Below are 15663 nucleotides of genomic sequence, written 5' to 3' on the forward strand. Positions count from 1 at the left end.
GGGCCGAGTAAAGCAGTCTGAATGCGGGCCGACAGCTCCCGGGACGGTTGTCTGTCAGCTCCCGGATTCCACTCGGAGCGGCCCGGGCCGGACCTGACAGATTATGCGAATCGGCCTGGGCCCGCCCTTTGCCAAACCGGCATGATGCAGGGGATATCCGCGCGCCCCCTGCCTGATCCGGTCGACAAGGAGCGGACACCTTGACCAACATCACCATCGTCTTCCATTCCCGCAGTGGGAACACCTACCAGCTCGTGGAGAAGGCCGCGAAGACGGCACTGGACGCCGGTGCCGAGGTGCGCGTGCGCAGGGCGCCCGAGCTTCCCGACCCGATGATCCTCGACAGGGCGGCCCATGCCGAGCTCGAGAAGGCCACCGCGGACGTCCCGGACGTCGGGCTGGACGACCTCGTCTGGGCCGACGCGATCATGGTCGGCACGCCGGTCCACTACGGTCTTCCGGCTCCGCAGATCCTCAACTTCATCGACCACACCGGGCCGGTCGCCATTCCCGGCAAGCTCATGAACAAGGCGGTGTCCGCGTTCGCTTCCGGATCGATGCCGCACGCCGGCCAGCAGGCCGCGATCCTCGCGCTGCACAACGCGTTCTGTCACTGGGGAGCGGTGATTGTGCCGAACGGCTCGGCCGCCGCCGTGCTGCATCAGCCGGGCAACGGGGCGCCGTACGGGACCGGCACCATCTCGCGGCACGAGGCGAACAGCGTGACCGAGGACAACTTCGGCGCGATCGAGTACCAGACGTTGCGTACCCTCCAGGTCGCCGGGGCGCTCACCCGGGGTCTGCGCCCGGAACCGAAGATCACCATGGTGAGCGACGAACGGCTGCGCACCTTCGGCCTGGACATCTGACGGGGCCCGGCATGACGTTCCGAGACACTCCCTGGCCGCATGGCACACCGTGCTGGGTGGAGGTGCAGGTCGAGGATCCCGTGCGGACGAGCGCCTTCTACCGGCAGCTGTTCGGCTGGACGTTCTTCGACCACGGTCCGGCGTACAGCCACTACCTGACGGCGCGGCTGGACGGGCGGGCCGTGGCCGACATCGGGCCACGGCCGCCGGGGGAATCCCTCTCCGGGCCTCCGAGCTGGCTGGTCTGCTTCGCGGTCGACAGCGCGGACACGGCGGCGGAGAGGATCGCCAAGGCCGGGGGCACGCTGCTGCTGCCGCCGGACGACGTGGGCACGCACGGGAGGTTCGCGGTCGCGTCCGACCCGGTCGGGGCACGGTTCGCGGTGTGGCAGGCGGACGAGTACCTGGGCGCGGAGGTCGCCAGCGTACCGGGGTCCGTCGCGTGGCATCACTGTCCGAACACGGACATCGAGGCGGTGAAGGACTTCTACGCCGACGTGTTCGGCCTGTCCGCGACGCGGGTGACCGGCAGGGGCCGCGAGTGCGCCACGCTCGACCTCGACGGGCGCCCGGTGGCCGGTCTCGGTGCTCCTGGTGACGACGCGCCGTCTCGGATGCCGCCGTCGTGGCAGGTCGCGTTCGGTGTCTCCGACGTCGGTGCCGCGGTCGCGAAGGTCGTCGAGCTGGGCGGCTCGCTGCTCGACGGTCCCTTCGACACGCAGCGCGGCAGGTGTGCCCTGGTCGCCGACGAGCAGGGCACGTCGTTCGAGGTGCTCGCCGTCGGAGCGGGCTGACCTGCCGCCCGTGGCCCGGGGTTCACCGCCGCGGGCCGTCCGGCGCGGCCGGGTCTGCGGCCGGAACCGACCCGGACCCACGGAAGCGCGGATGCCAGTCGGCCGTGTCCCAGAACCGCAGCTGGGCCGCCTTCGGTACGGCGCCGATCCGTGGGCCGTCCGGGCTGCCGAGGAGCATCGTGCTCGGCTCGTCGGGGGTGAATCCGGGCCATCGCGGGGCGTGTTCACTGCGCGGTGCTCCGTCGTGCGCGAACGATGCCACCAGGTCCATCAGGGTCGCCGAGACCCGACGTTCCAGGGGGCCGTCGCCGAAGGCCTCGCGGTGCTGTGCGATTGCGTGCGTGCCGAACAGGAACGGCGAGGTCGCCTCGTGCGGTGAGCCGTGCCCGGGCGGGTGCACCTCGTACTCGAAGTGCATGAGGAAGTTCGGCGCACCGCTCTCGCGGGCAGCGCGCTCGGCCGTACGGACGATCTGGTGGCGGAACATGGCGTCCCCGAAGATCTCCGTGTAGAGGGCGAACGGATCGCTCGGGAGTCCCGCCTCCCGGGCACACACGCGGTAGTGGTCGACGACCTCGTCGACGAGCCGTTCCCCGACGTCGGCGCGGCCCTTCAGCAGCAGGTCACGGACCATGGCGCGCAGTTCGGAGCCGTCGGCGGGGCTCGGCCGGGCGGCAACGGTGTAGAACGAGCCCTCGGTCGCGGTCACGACGGACAGGGTCGGCAGGCCGGGCACCGGCCGGTGCGCGTCCTGGCCGGGTATCAGCCGGCCGTCCACCACGGGGCCCCGGTACCAGCGGCCCGATGTCATCGGGCGGCCGGCCGGGACGTGGGCGAAGTACTCGTGCCAGACGGTCAGCAACCGTTCGGCGTCCACGGTGCGCAGTCCCGGTACGTCGACGCCGAGGCGGCCCGCCACCGCCTCGAACGCCGTGCGCGCGTCGTCCGGTTCCAGCGCGTACACGGGCGTCCAGACATGAGCCGCGCTGATCGGGACGATGCGGCGGATCACACCGCCGAGTCGCGGGAGCAGTGCGAGCTGCCGGACGGCGGCGCCGCCCGCGGACGTGCCGCAGAGGGTGATGTTCTCCGGGTCACCGCCGAAGGCCGCGATGTTCGTACGCACCCATTCGACCAACGCGATCTGGTCCTGCAGGCCCCAGTTGGCGCACAGGCCCGTCACCGGGTCGGCCAGGTGCTCGTGCAGTCCGAATCCGAAGGGGCCCAGGCGGTAGTTGAAGGTGACGACGACCAGGTCCCCGTGCTCTGCCAGCCGGGAACCGTCGAAGGTCGGGCTCGCGGCGGTACCCACTTCCCAGCCGCCGCCGTGGACGTAGACCAGCACGGGCCGGCGGCCGGCGACGTCCGGTGTCCAGACGTTGGCATGGACGGCGTCCTCCGCGGTGGTCCTGGCGGAGGCCGGGGCGGTGACCGGCGGCAGTCCCCGTCGGGGCTGGAGGAAGGCGGAGCGATGACCGGCGGAGGGTCGTACGCCGCTCCACGGCGGGTGCGGCCGCGGTGAGGCGAAGCGCAGCCGCCCCACCGGCGGCGCCATGAAGGGGACCCCGAGGAACGCCGAGACGGACCCGGCCGCCCCGTCCGGCCGGGCCGCTGCCGCGCGCAGTGCGCCCGCGCCGGTCCGCACCACCGGCCGAGGAGAATTGACATGACGCTTTTGAGCAGTGGAACGAAGTGCGTCGACCCCGCAGAAGATCTGGCCGACCGATCCGGTCCGAACGCGGCCAGAAAGGTCGCCATCGACCGTTCGTTGACTGATTTGTCTCCGGTGGTTTTCGCCTCACTGCCGCGCGCCGATCAACGCCGAAAGGGATTGATGTATCTACGAGGGCTCCTGGGGGCGACCGGCAGGAAATCGGTACGGAACATCGCGTCCTTTCTCGGGGACCAGGTCAACGATCAGGGTCTGCACCACTTCATCAACGACTCGACATGGGAATGGGACCCCATGCGTGAAGCGCTGGGCCGGCACCTCGTCCGCCGCATGTCGCCGCAGGGGTACGTGCTGCACCCCATGGTCATCCCGAAGTCGGGCGCCCACTCCGTCGGTGTGGCCCGGACGTTCTCGTGGGAACACGGTCAGGCCGTCACCGCACAGCAGGCGATAGGGGTGTGGGGCGTGTCCTCGCACACGGCGATCCCGCTGAGCTGGTGGCTGCATCTGCCGTCCCACTGGACGAGGGGCGCGCCGAGGGACGATCGATCTTCCATACCTCCCGAAACACGTCCCACGACGCCGGAGGACTCGATGGTGAGCGCCTATCTCGAAGCGGCGTCCCGTCTGCGCCTGCCGCACTGTCCGGTGGTGCTGAACGCGGAACGGCTCGACGGCATCAGGCTGGTGACCAAACTCAGTGCCGCGGGACTGAGGCACATCTCCAGGATCGCCACGGACACCTGGCTGCTGCCCCACGACTCCGCGCTGACGGGCTGGGGCGACAATCCGCTGCAAGCACACCAGATAGCGCAGATGGCCAGGAACAGCCGCAAGCGCCTCACCCTGATCCCGTCGGGCAACCCCGAGGCGTCGGAACTCGTCACGGCCGTACGGGTTCGCCTCCCCGCGGCACTCGACTCCACTGAACGCACCCATGGGCGCGGGGACTTCCTCCTGCTCGGCATCGGCCGTGGCGGTGCGCGGTGGCCGGAGGAACTCTGGCTGACCGACATGGCGACGGCCGACCACGCGGCCCTGTTGCGCCTCGTGGGCCTCAGCAGACGCGTCGAGTGCCACGGTGTGCCGCGCGCCGAGCGGGTCGGCATCCGGGACTTCGTCGGCCGCTCGTTCGCCGGCTGGCACCGCCACGCCACACTCGCCTCGGTGGCCCACGCGGCAGCGGAGCTGGCGGAGCTCAGACTGGCCACGTGAGGACACCCCGTCGAGCGGGGCCTCCCGGCGGACTCGGGCGACACTCCGACCGGGCGCCGGCAGGCCCCTTCCGGGACGCACACATGTCACCCGGCGGATCTGCGGGCCGGTCGTGCCCCGGCGGCCGGCGGACCCGAAACGCAAACGGTGCCGACCGAGAATCGGTCAGCACCGGTAGGCGTACTGTCTGTGCGTATTCGTGTGTTCTGTGTGTCCGAGGGGGGACTTGAACCCCCACGCCCGATAAAGGGCACTAGCACCTCAAGCTAGCGCGTCTGCCATTCCGCCACCCGGACCAGGTGTCTGCCGCCTGGACGGGGGTGTTCCCCGCGGCGACATGGACAACAATACCAAGCTTTCAGAGTGGCTTTCACCTGCGTTTCCGCGCTTCGGCGGGGTTCCCGGCGGGGCGCGGAGGGTGCACTTACAGTCTCACCATGGGTGACTGGAAAGCTACGGTCGGGCTCCCCCGGGGGCGGCGCCCCCGGACGTTCTCGCCGCTGCGAGAGCATCTGCGGGACACGTTCTGGTTCGCTCCGAGCGCCGCGCTGGTCCTGGTCGTGGTGATGTGGTCGGCGGCGACCGCCGTGGACGACGCGATCCTCACCGCCCTGCGCGACGCGGGCGACGAGGACACGGTGAGCGATCTGCTGGGGATCGCCGAGGACGCGAAGACCGTGGTGACCACGGTCAGCGCGGCCATGATGACCTTCATCGGCGTCGTCTTCAGCATCTCGCTGGTCGCCGTGCAGATGGCCGCCGGGCAGTTCAGCCCGCGCATCGTACGGATCTTCGTACGCAGCCGGATCACCAAGGTCACCTTCGCGGTGTTCCTGGCGACCTTCGTCCAGTCGCTGCTCGTCCTGACCTCGTACGACAGTCAGAGCGATCCGGCGCTCGTGTCGTCCATCCCGCTCGTCCAGGCCGTCCTCACCCTGATCCTGGTCGGGCTGAGCGTGATCCTTTTCGTCCTGTACGTGAACTCGACCCTGCGGCTGATGCGGATCGGGCACGTCGTGGACCTGATCACCTCGGAGGCGTTGCGGGTCGTCGCGAACATGCCGCTGGACATCTCCGCGGATGAACCCGTCGGTCTCGGCGCCGAGACCGCCCGGTTCGCCCATCACGGCCGCGCGGGGGTGCTGCGGGACGTGGACATCGCGCGGCTCGTCCGTGCCGCGCGGCAGCACGGCGTCGTACTGCGGCTCGTCCCGCGGATCGGTGATTTCGTCGTGCCGGGTACACCCGTGTTCTCGGTGCACGGCGGCCCCGCCGTCAAGGGGCTGGGAACGCTGGGCTTCCGGGTGGCCGTGGGTGCCGAGCGGACGTATCACCAGGATCTCGGGTTCGGGCTGCGGCAGTTGTCGGACATCGCGCTGCGCGCCCTGTCGGCCGCCGTGAACGACCCCACCACCGCGGTGCAGGCCGTGGACCGGATCGTGCAGTTCCTGTCCTCGGTGGCGCGGCGGCCGCTCGGCGCCTCGCTGCACCGGGACCGGCAGGGCACCGTACGGCTGGTGCAGCCCGTGCCGGGCTGGACCGAGCTGGTCGACCTCGCCTTCGCCGAGGTCCGGATCTGCGCGGTGCGCAGCCCTCAGGTCACCCGCCGCCTGCTGGCCGGGTTCGACGATCTTCTCGACGCCGTTCCCGAGGACCGTCGGGCGCCGCTGCTCCGGCATCGCGCGCTGCTGGTCCAGGCGGTGGAACGGACCGTGCCGGAGGCCGCGGACCGGGCCTTCGCCCTCCACCCGGACCGGCAGGGCATCGGCTAGACACGGTTCGCGGTCCGCCCGCCAGGCCCACACCGGTGTGTCTTCCGGACTCGTCGGCCCGGGCCCCTACGAAGTCCGGGCCCCTGCGGAGCGGCGCGGTCGGCGCCCGTGCGGGTGGACGGCACCGTGCACGCGGCGCCGCCCACCCGTGATCACCGCATCGTGGACACGACACTCACGCCGTCGTGGTCATGACGGTGACAGCCTCGTCATCGTGACGGTCACATCGTCATGATGACGACGGTCGCACCCCCGTGGTCACGGCATCAGGTGGTACTCCGGGAAGTTACCCGGCAACCGCTCCCCCGCCGGCCCGTGCGTCACCGCGCGGACCAGCAGTTCGCCGCCCACGAAGGCACCGCGCCAGGACGCGCCGAAGCCGCCGAAGAGCTCGTCGCGGTCACCCCGGGAGCGGGGCTTTCCGTGGCCGACCTTGAAGGCCCGGATCTGCGGGGCCAGGCGGTCGTACGTGGCCTCGTCGTCCGTGGACAGGGTCGCGACCAGCGCGCCGTTCGAGGCGTTCATGGCGGCGAGCAGTTCCGCCTCCGTGTCGACCAGGACGATGGTGTCGACCGGGCCGAAGGGTTCCGCGTGGTGGAGCGGGGAGGACGGAGGCGGATTGAGGAGCGTGACCGGCTGGACGTACGCCGAGGTGTCCTGGCCGGGCAGGAAGCGGGCGTCGGCGAGCCGGCCGCGGTGCAGGGGGACGGCGCCGCGGTCGATGGCCTCGGCGACCTGGTCGTGCAGTTCCTTCGCCTTGGCCGCGTTGATCACCGGCCCGAAGTCCAGCTGGGGGTAAGGGTCGTCGGGTTGCTCGACGGCCAGGGGGTGCCCCACCCGGAGGGTGCGGACCGCCGGGAGGTACGCCGCCAGGAACTCGTCGAACAGCTCACGCTGGACGACGAATCGCGGGTAGGCCGTGCAGCGCTGCTTGCCGTAGTCGAAGAGCTTGGGGACGGCCGCCGTCAGCGCGTCCCAGTCGGAGTGGTTCCAGATGCCCCAGGTGTTCAGGCCCTCCTGTTCCAGTACGTGTCGCTTGCCCAGGTCCGCGACGGCCGTGGCCACGGCGGCGCCCGTGTCGCGGCCGCCGACGAAGGAGACGCAGCCGATCTCCGGCGCGCGCACGAGCGCCTCCGACAGCTCGCCGCCGCTGCCGCTGACGAGGGTGACGGGTATGCCCTCGCGTGCGGCGAGCGCGCAGGCCAGGGTGAGACACGCGACGCCGCCGTCGGTCGGGGTCTTGGCGATGACCGCGTTCCCTGCCAGTGCCTGTACCAGCATGGCGTGAACGAGCACGCTCATCGGGTAGTTCCAGCTCGCGATGTTGGAGACGGGCCCGTCCAGCGGGGTCCGGTCCGCGATCATGGGTTCGATTCCGTCGACGTACCAGCGCACGCCGTCGATGGCGCGGTCGACGTCGGCCTGCGCGAGACGCCAGGGCTTGCCGATCTCCCAGACGAGGAGGAGGGCGAGCAGTTCGCGGTGTTCGGTGAGCGCGTCGAGGGTGGCCGCGACGCGGGCCCGGCGTTCTTCGAGGGGTACGTGCCGCCAGGCGCGGTGCTGGTCGAGGGAGGCGCGGACGGCCTGATGGGCCGTGGCGCCGTCCAGCCGCGGCGGGCCCGCGATGGGGCTGCCGTCGACGGGGCTGGTGGCGGGCAGGGCCCGGCCGTCCGCCTGCCAGGCGGCGCCCCAGAGGTTGAGGACTCGGTCGTCCCTGAAGGCCTCGGGTGCCGTGGCCAGGCAGCGTTGCCAGGCGTCGGTCCACGAGGTGTGGGACTTGAGGGTGAGGGTGGGTGCCATTCGGTTGCTCCGCTCTCGGTGCACAGTCGGGGGCGGTCGTGCATGGCTCGTCCCGCGTACGGGAGCACCGGAATGCGTACTCGCGTACGGGGACGTCGTGCGGGGGACGCTAGCGAGGCGCGGCGGCGTCCGAAAGTGACGTCATGTCAACTATGAGTGACATCACGTTCCGCTTCGAGCCGGGCCAGCACCAGCCGGGCCGTCTCGGTCGGGGTGCCGCCCACCTGTACGCCTGCCGCTTCCAGGGCTTCCTTCTTGGCCTGGGCGGTGCCGGACGAGCCGGACACGATGGCGCCGGCGTGGCCCATCGTCTTGCCCTCGGGGGCGGTGAAGCCGGCGATGTAGCCGATGACGGGTTTGGTGACGTGGTCGCGGACGTAGGCGGCCGCGCGTTCCTCGGCGTCGCCGCCGATCTCGCCTATGAGGACGATGAGTTCGGTGTCGGGGTCGTCCTGGAACGCGGCGAGGCAGTCGATGTGGGTCGTGCCGACGACGGGGTCGCCGCCGATGCCGACGCAGGTGGAGAAGCCGATGTCCCGTAGCTCGTACATGAGTTGGTAGGTGAGGGTGCCCGACTTGGAGACCAGGCCGATGCGGCCGGCCTTGGTGATGTCGGCGGGGATGATGCCCGCGTTGGACTGCCCCGGGGTGATCAGGCCGGGGCAGTTGGGGCCGATGACCCGGGTTCCCTTCGCCCTCGCGTAGGTGGTGAAGGCGACCGAGTCGTGGACGGGGATGCCCTCGGTGATGACGACCGCGAGGCCGATGCCGGCGTCGACGGCCTCGACGACCGCCGCCTTGGCGAAGGCGGGCGGGACGAAGACGACACTGACGTCGGCGCCGGTCGCCTTGATGCCTTCGGCCACCGAGCCGAAGACGGGGACGGCGAGGGGGGTACCTCCCTGGCCCTTGAGGCACTGGGGGACGTCGAAGTCGACGCTCTGCCCGGCCTTGCGCGGGTTGACTCCGCCGACGACGTCGGTGCCTGCCGCGAGCATGCGACGGGTGTGCTTCATGCCTTCGCCGCCGGTCATGCCCTGGACGAGGACCTTGCTCTCTTTGGTCAGGTAGATGGCCATGTCCCGCTCCTTCAGCCGGCGTGGGCGAGTTGGGCGGCGCGGCGCGCGGCGCCGTCCATGGTGGTGGCCTGCTCGACCAGGGGGTGCGCGCGGTCGTCGAGGATGGCACGGCCGCGTACGGCGTTGTTCCCGTCGAGGCGGACCACCAGCGGTTTGGTCAAGTGGACGGATTCCAGGGCCTGCACGATGCCGTCGGCGACCGCGTCACAGGCGGTGATGCCGCCGAAGACGTTGACGAAGACCGACGTGACGGCCGGGTCGGAGAGGATGACGGAGAGGCCGTCGGCCATGATCTGGGCGGAGGCGCCACCGCCGATGTCGAGGAAGTTGGCCGGGCGGGCGCCGCAGCCGGCGACCACGTCGAGGGTCGACATGACGAGGCCCGCGCCGTTGCCGATGATGCCGACCTCGCCGTCCAGCTTCACGTAGTTGAGGCCCTTGGCCGCGGCGGCCGCCTCCAGCGGATCGTCGTGCGCGGACTCCTGGTCACCCCAACGCGCCTGCCGGAAGCGGGCGTTGTCGTCGAGGGTGACCTTGCCGTCGAGGGCGAGGATCTGCCCCTGGGCCGTACGGACGAGGGGGTTCACCTCCACGAGGACCGCGTCCTCACGGACCAGTACCTCCCAGAGCCTGACCAGGACGTCGACGGTCTGCGGGGGCAGGCCCGCGGCTTCGGTGATCTCGGTGGCCTTCGCCGGGGTGACGCCCTCGGCCGGATCGATGTGGAGCCGCGCGACGGCGTCGGGCCGGGTGGCGGCGACCTCCTCGATGTCCATGCCGCCCTCGGCCGAGGCGATGGCGAGGAAACGGCCGGCCGCCCGGTCGAGTACGTAGCTGACGTAGAACTCGCTCTCGATGTCGACCGGTTGGGCCACCATCACCTTTCCGACCGTGTGGCCCTTGATGTCCATGCCGAGGATCTGGCGTGCTGTCAGTTCGGTGGCGGCCGGGTCGGCGGCGAGTTTCACACCGCCCGCCTTGCCGCGTCCACCGGTCTTCACCTGCGCCTTGACGACGACGCGGCCGCCGAGCCTGCGGGCTGCCTCGCGTGCCTCCTTGGGCGAGTCGGTGACCTCCGCCCTCGGCACCAAGATGCCGTGTTCTTCGAAGAGTTCCCTTGCCTGGTGCTCGAACAGGTCCATCTCGGCTCCCTCTTAAAAGTGCCGCACGCCCCCTGGACACCACCCACCGGATGCGGGATAACAAGCTTCATACAGTATTCGTCGACTGTATGCAATGTACCGCGACGGCATCCACGAACAGTGCGCGCACCACGTATGAGCTGCACTTCCGCGCGCCCAATCCCCTACGAAGGGACAGGACTTCGCCATGCCCGACGACAACAGCCAGAACCTCATCTCCGGTGGGCACCTGGTCGCCAAGGCACTCAAAGCGGAGGGCGTGGAGGTCATCTACACGCTCTGCGGCGGCCACATCATCGACATCTACGACGGCTGCGTCGACGAAGGCATCGAGGTCGTCGACGTACGCCACGAGCAGGTCGCCGCCCACGCCGCCGACGGCTACGCCCGCATCACCGGCAAGCCCGGCTGCGCGGTCGTCACCGCCGGACCCGGCACGACCGACGCCGTGACGGGTGTCGCCAACGCCTTCCGCGCGGAGTCCCCGATGCTGCTGATCGGCGGCCAGGGGGCGCACACCCAGCACAAGATGGGCTCCCTGCAGGACCTCCCGCACGTCGACATGATGACGCCCATCACCAAGTTCGCGGCGACCGTGCCCGACACCGCGCGGGCCGCCGACATGGTGTCGATGGCGTTCCGCGAGTGCTACCACGGGGCGCCGGGGCCGTCCTTCCTCGAGATCCCGCGCGACGTCCTGGACGCCAAGGTGCCGGTGGAGAAGGCACGCGTACCCGCCGCCGGCCAGTACCGGGCCTCGACCCGCTCGGCCGGTGACCCCGAGGCCATCGAGAAGCTCGCCGACCTCCTCGTGCACGCCGAGAAGCCGGCGATCCTGCTGGGCAGCCAGGTGTGGACGACCCGCGGCACCGAGTCCGCCATCGACCTCGTACGCGCCCTCAACATCCCCGCCTACATGAACGGCGCCGGCCGCGGCACCCTGCCGCCCGGCGACCCGCACCACTTCCAGCTGTCACGCCGGTACGCCTTCTCCAACGCCGACGTCATCGTCATCGTCGGTACGCCCTTCGACTTCCGGATGGGCTACGGCAAGCGGCTGTCGCAGGACGCGACCGTCGTACAGATCGACCTCGACTACCGGACCGTGGGCAAGAACCGGGACGTCGACCTCGGCATCGTCGGGGACGCGGGCCTCGTCCTGAAGTCGGTGACCGAGGCCGTCTCCGGGCGCATCAACGGGGGCGCGTCGAAGCGCAAGGAGTGGCTCGACGAACTGCGCGCCGCCGAACAGACCGCCATCGAGAAGCGGCTGCCGAGCCTGAAGTCGGACGCCTCACCGATCCACCCCTACCGGCTGGTCAGCGAGATCAACGACTTCCTCACCGAGGACTCCATCTACATCGGCGACGGCGGCGACATCGTCACCTTCTCCGGGCAGGTCGTGCAGCCCAAGTCGCCCGGGCACTGGATGGACCCGGGCCCCCTCGGCACGCTCGGCGTCGGCGTCCCCTTCGTGCTCGCCGCCAAGAAGGCGCGGCCCGACAAGGAGGTCGTCGCCCTCTTCGGGGACGGCGCCTTCTCCCTCACCGGCTGGGACTTCGAGACCCTCGTCCGCTACGACCTCCCCTTCGTCGGCATCGTCGGCAACAACTCCTCCATGAACCAGATCCGCTACGGCCAGGCCGCCAAGTACGGCCTGGAGCGCGAGCGGGTCGGCAACACCCTCGGCGACGTCCACTACGACAAGTTCGCCCAGATGCTGGGCGGTTACGGCGAGGAGGTCCGCGACCCCGCCGACATCGCCCCGGCCCTCCAGCGCGCCCGCGAGTCGGGCAAGCCGTCGCTCATCAACGTCTGGGTCGACCCGGACGCGTACGCCCCCGGAACCATGAACCAGACGATGTACAAGTGAGGTGTCCCCGATGACCCCCATGACCTCCACGGCAGGAACGTCGACCTCGGCCAAGGCTCTCGAAGGCATCCGCGTCCTCGACATGACGCACGTCCAGTCCGGACCGTCCGCGACCCAGCTGCTCGCCTGGCTCGGCGCCGACGTCGTCAAGCTGGAGGCACCGACCGGAGACATCACGCGCAAACAGCTGCGTGACCTCCCGGACGTCGACTCCCTCTACTTCACGATGCTCAACTGCAACAAGCGGAGCATCACCCTCAACACCAAGACCGAGCGCGGCAAGGAGATCCTCACCGAGCTGATCCGGCGCTCCGACGTCATGGTCGAGAACTTCGGGCCGGGCGCGGTCGACCGCATGGGCTTCACCTGGGACCGCATCCAGGAGATCAATCCGCGGATCGTCTATGCCTCCATCAAGGGGTTCGGGGACGGCCCGTACACCAACTTCAAAGCGTACGAGGTCGTCGCTCAGGCCATGGGCGGGTCGATGTCGACCACCGGCTTCGAGGACGGGCCGCCGCTGGCGACGGGGGCCCAGATCGGCGACTCGGGCACCGGGATCCACGCGGTGGCGGCGATCCTCGCCGCCCTGTTCCAGCGGGAGAGCACCGGGCGCGGGCAGCGCGTGAACGTGGCGATGCAGCACGCCGTGCTGAATCTGTGCCGGGTGAAACTGCGGGACCAGCAGCGCCTCGGGCACGGGCCGCTGGCTGAATATCCCAACGACGACTTCGGCGACGAGGTTCCCAGGTCCGGCAACGCGTCCGGCGGCGGCCAGCCCGGCTGGGCGGTCAAGTGCGCGCCGGGCGGCCCCAACGACTACGTGTACGTCATCGTGCAGCCCGTCGGCTGGAAGCCGCTCTCCGAGCTCATCGGCCGGCCCGAGCTGGCGGAGGACCCCCAGTGGGCGACCCCGGAGGCCCGCCTGCCCCAGCTCACCAAGATGTTCCAGCTGATCGAGGAGTGGTCGTCCACGCTCCCCAAGTGGCAGGTGCTGGAGAAGCTCAACGCCCACAACATCCCGTGTGGCCCGATCCTCTCCACCAAGGAGATCATCGAGGACCGGTCGCTGGTCGCCAACGAGATGGTCGTGACGGTGCCGCACCCCGAGCGGGGCGACTTCGTGACCGTGGGCAGCCCGCTGAAGCTCTCCGACTCCCCCGTGGACGTGACCAGTTCGCCGCTCCTCGGCGAGCACAACGAAGAGGTGTACGTCGGCGAGCTCGGTCTCGGTGACGAGGAGCTGCGCCTGCTCAAGTCGAACGGAGTGATCTGATTGATGGCCGAAGACCGGGTGCTGAGGGTGCGTACGCTCCTGGACGCCGTGCGGGCCGACGGGCGGACCGCGCTGACCGCGCCCGAGGGCAAGGTGCTCGCCGACGCGTACGCGATCGCCGTCCCCGGCGAGGAGCTGGCGACGGACGTCGACGAGGCGGTCGCGTACGCGGCCCGCTTCGGCGGACCCGTCGTGATGAAGATCGTCTCCCCCGACATCCTCCACAAGACCGACGCGGGGGGCGTGATCGTCGGCGTGGAGGGCGCGAGTGACGTACGCGCCGCGTTCCACAAGATCATCGACAGTGCGCGTGCGTACGCGCCGGACGCCCGTATCGAAGGCATCCAGGTGCAGGAACTCCTGCCCCAGGGACAGGAGGTCATCGTCGGCGCGGTGACCGACCCGACGTTCGGGAAGGTCGTGGCCTTCGGGCTGGGCGGTGTGCTGGTCGAGGTCCTGAAGGACGTCACGTTCCGGCTGGCGCCCGTCGACGCGGACGAGGCGCTGTCGATGCTGGACTCGATCCGGGCCGCGGAGATCCTGCGCGGCGTACGGGGCGCTCCCGCGGTCGACCGGTGGGCGGTCGCCGAACAGATCCGCCGCGTGTCCGAACTGGTCTCGGACTTCCCGGAGATCGCCGAGGTGGACCTCAACCCGGTGATCGCCACCCCGGAGGGCGCGATGGCCGCGGACATCCGGGTCATCCTCGCCGACTCGGTGGCCAAGCCCCGCCGGAGGTACAGCCGCGACGAGATCCTCACCTCGATGCGCCGACTGATGCAGCCGGCGTCGGTCGCGGTGATCGGCGCCTCCAACGAGCAGGGCAAGATCGGCAATTCGGTCATGCGCAACCTCATCGACGGCGGCTTCGCCGGGGAGATCCATCCGGTGAACCCCAAGGCCGATGACATTCTCGGCCGCAAGGCGTACAAGAGTGTCACCGACGTTCCCGGTGAGGTGGATGTGGCGGTCTTCGCCATCCCGGCCAAGTTCGTGGCCTCGGCCCTGGAGGAGGTGGGACGCAAGGGGGTCCCCAACGCCGTACTGATCCCTTCCGGATTCGCGGAGACCGGGGAGCACGAGCTCCAGGACGAGATCGTGGCCATCGGCGAGCGGTACGGGGTTCGGCTGCTCGGACCGAACATCTACGGCTACTACTCGACGTGGCACGACCTGTGCGCCACGTTCTGCACGCCGTACGACGTGAAGGGCGGCGTCGCGCTGACCTCGCAGTCCGGTGGCATCGGGATGGCCATCCTGGGCTTCGCGCGCACCACGAAGACGGGTGTCTCCGCGATCGTGGGGCTCGGCAACAAGTCGGACCTGGACGAGGACGACCTGCTGACGTGGTTCGGCGAGGACCCCAACACCAAGTGCATCGCCATGCACCTGGAGGACCTCAAAGACGGGCGTGCCTTCGTGGAGGCCGCGCGGGCGACCGTCCCGAAGAAGCCGGTGGTCGTCCTCAAGGCGGGCCGTACGGCGGCCGGCGCCAGGGCCGCGGGCTCGCACACGGGGGCCCTCGCGGGCGACGACGCCGTGTACGAGGACATCCTGAAGCAGGCCGGCGTCATCCGGGCTCCCGGACTGAACGAAATGCTGGAGTACGCGCGCGCGTTGCCGGTGCTGCCGACTCCGCAGGGCGACAACATCGTGATCATCACGGGCGCCGGCGGCAGCGGTGTGCTGCTGTCCGACGCGGTGACCGACAACGGGCTCTCCCTGATGGAGATACCGCCGGACCTCGACGCATCCTTCCGCGAGTTCATCCCGCCCTTCGGGGCCGCCGGCAACCCGGTGGACATCACGGGAGGCGAACCGCCCTCGACGTACGAGGCGACGATCCGGCTGGGTCTGGAGGACCCACGGATCCACTCACTGGTCCTCGGCTACTGGCACACCATCGTGACCCCTCCCATGGTCTTCGCCGAGCTCACCGCGCGCGTGGTGGCCGAGTTCCGCGAGCGCGGGATCGAGAAGCCCGTCGTGGCGTCGCTCGCGGGCGACGTCGAGGTCGAGGAGGCCTGCCAGTACCTCTTCGAGCACGGGGTCGTGGCGTACCCGTACACGACGGAGAAGCCTGTCGCGGTGCTGGGCGCCAAGTACCGGTGGGCGCGGGCGGCCGGGTTGTTGGGGGGCGGCCGATGAGGTGATCGAGGAGGGGGCGGCCG

11 protein-coding genes and 1 tRNA gene are annotated in these 15663 nt (G+C 70.1%); 7 read left to right on the top strand and 5 right to left on the bottom strand.

Annotated elements, in window-relative coordinates:
- Positions 1-200 precede the first annotated feature (200 nt).
- Positions 201-869 carry a flavodoxin family protein gene (locus O1Q96_RS32435; protein WP_269251538.1) on the top strand — a complete coding sequence of 223 codons (669 nt, stop codon included), beginning with the start codon at positions 201-203 and terminating at the stop codon, positions 867-869.
- 11 nt (positions 870-880) lie between these two features.
- Positions 881-1663, top strand: a complete 783-nt coding sequence (locus O1Q96_RS32440; protein ID WP_269251539.1) for a VOC family protein — start codon at positions 881-883, stop codon at positions 1661-1663.
- A 22-nt stretch (positions 1664-1685) separates the two neighbouring features.
- On the opposite strand, the gene O1Q96_RS32445 is transcribed toward O1Q96_RS32440, so the two are convergent.
- A complete protein-coding gene (locus O1Q96_RS32445) occupies positions 1686-3311 on the bottom strand; it encodes a carboxylesterase family protein (protein WP_269251540.1) in 1626 nt (541 codons plus the stop codon).
- Between the two features lie 186 nt (positions 3312-3497).
- Here O1Q96_RS32445 and O1Q96_RS32450 point away from each other — a divergent pair, with 186 nt between their 5' ends.
- A complete protein-coding gene (locus O1Q96_RS32450) occupies positions 3498-4550 on the top strand; it encodes an IS701 family transposase (protein WP_483409985.1) in 1053 nt (350 codons plus the stop codon).
- 211 nt (positions 4551-4761) lie between these two features.
- Here O1Q96_RS32450 and O1Q96_RS32455 read toward each other — a convergent pair.
- Positions 4762-4846 (bottom strand) — tRNA-Leu (locus O1Q96_RS32455).
- Positions 4847-4987: 141 nt separating this feature from the next.
- Here O1Q96_RS32455 and O1Q96_RS32460 point away from each other — a divergent pair.
- The gene (locus O1Q96_RS32460) at positions 4988-6322 is read left to right on the top strand and encodes a DUF2254 domain-containing protein (protein WP_269251542.1); all 1335 of its coding nucleotides are present in this window, start codon (positions 4988-4990) and stop codon (positions 6320-6322) included.
- Between the two features lie 258 nt (positions 6323-6580).
- On the opposite strand, the gene O1Q96_RS32465 is transcribed toward O1Q96_RS32460, so the two are convergent.
- The 3 genes from O1Q96_RS32465 to sucC form a co-directional block, all read right to left on the bottom strand.
- Positions 6581-8122, bottom strand: a complete 1542-nt coding sequence (locus O1Q96_RS32465; protein ID WP_269251543.1) for an aldehyde dehydrogenase family protein — start codon at positions 8120-8122, stop codon at positions 6581-6583.
- A 146-nt stretch (positions 8123-8268) separates the two neighbouring features.
- Positions 8269-9201 carry a succinate--CoA ligase subunit alpha gene (sucD, locus tag O1Q96_RS32470; RefSeq protein WP_269251544.1) on the bottom strand — a complete coding sequence of 311 codons (933 nt, stop codon included), beginning with the start codon at positions 9199-9201 and terminating at the stop codon, positions 8269-8271.
- Between the two features lie 11 nt (positions 9202-9212).
- Complete coding sequence (gene sucC, locus O1Q96_RS32475; protein ID WP_269251545.1) at positions 9213-10343, bottom strand: ADP-forming succinate--CoA ligase subunit beta; 1131 nt, start codon at positions 10341-10343, stop codon at positions 9213-9215.
- Between the two features lie 187 nt (positions 10344-10530).
- Between sucC and O1Q96_RS32480 the strand changes: the two genes are divergently transcribed.
- Genes O1Q96_RS32480 through O1Q96_RS32490 form a run of 3 tightly spaced genes read left to right on the top strand, consistent with a single transcriptional unit; the run spans position 10531 to position 15640 of the window.
- Complete coding sequence (locus tag O1Q96_RS32480; RefSeq protein ID WP_269251546.1) at positions 10531-12216, top strand: thiamine pyrophosphate-binding protein; 1686 nt, start codon at positions 10531-10533, stop codon at positions 12214-12216.
- A gap of 10 nt (positions 12217-12226) precedes the next feature.
- Positions 12227-13492: a formyl-CoA transferase gene (frc, locus tag O1Q96_RS32485; RefSeq protein WP_269251547.1), complete on the top strand. Its 1266-nt coding sequence runs from the start codon at positions 12227-12229 to the stop codon at positions 13490-13492.
- Positions 13493-13495: 3 nt separating this feature from the next.
- The gene (locus O1Q96_RS32490) at positions 13496-15640 is read left to right on the top strand and encodes an acetate--CoA ligase family protein (protein WP_269251548.1); all 2145 of its coding nucleotides are present in this window, start codon (positions 13496-13498) and stop codon (positions 15638-15640) included.
- Positions 15641-15663 lie beyond the last annotated feature (23 nt).

The organism is Streptomyces aurantiacus (genome assembly GCF_027107535.1).
In the GTDB taxonomy this organism is placed as follows: Bacteria; Actinomycetota; Actinomycetes; order Streptomycetales; family Streptomycetaceae; genus Streptomyces.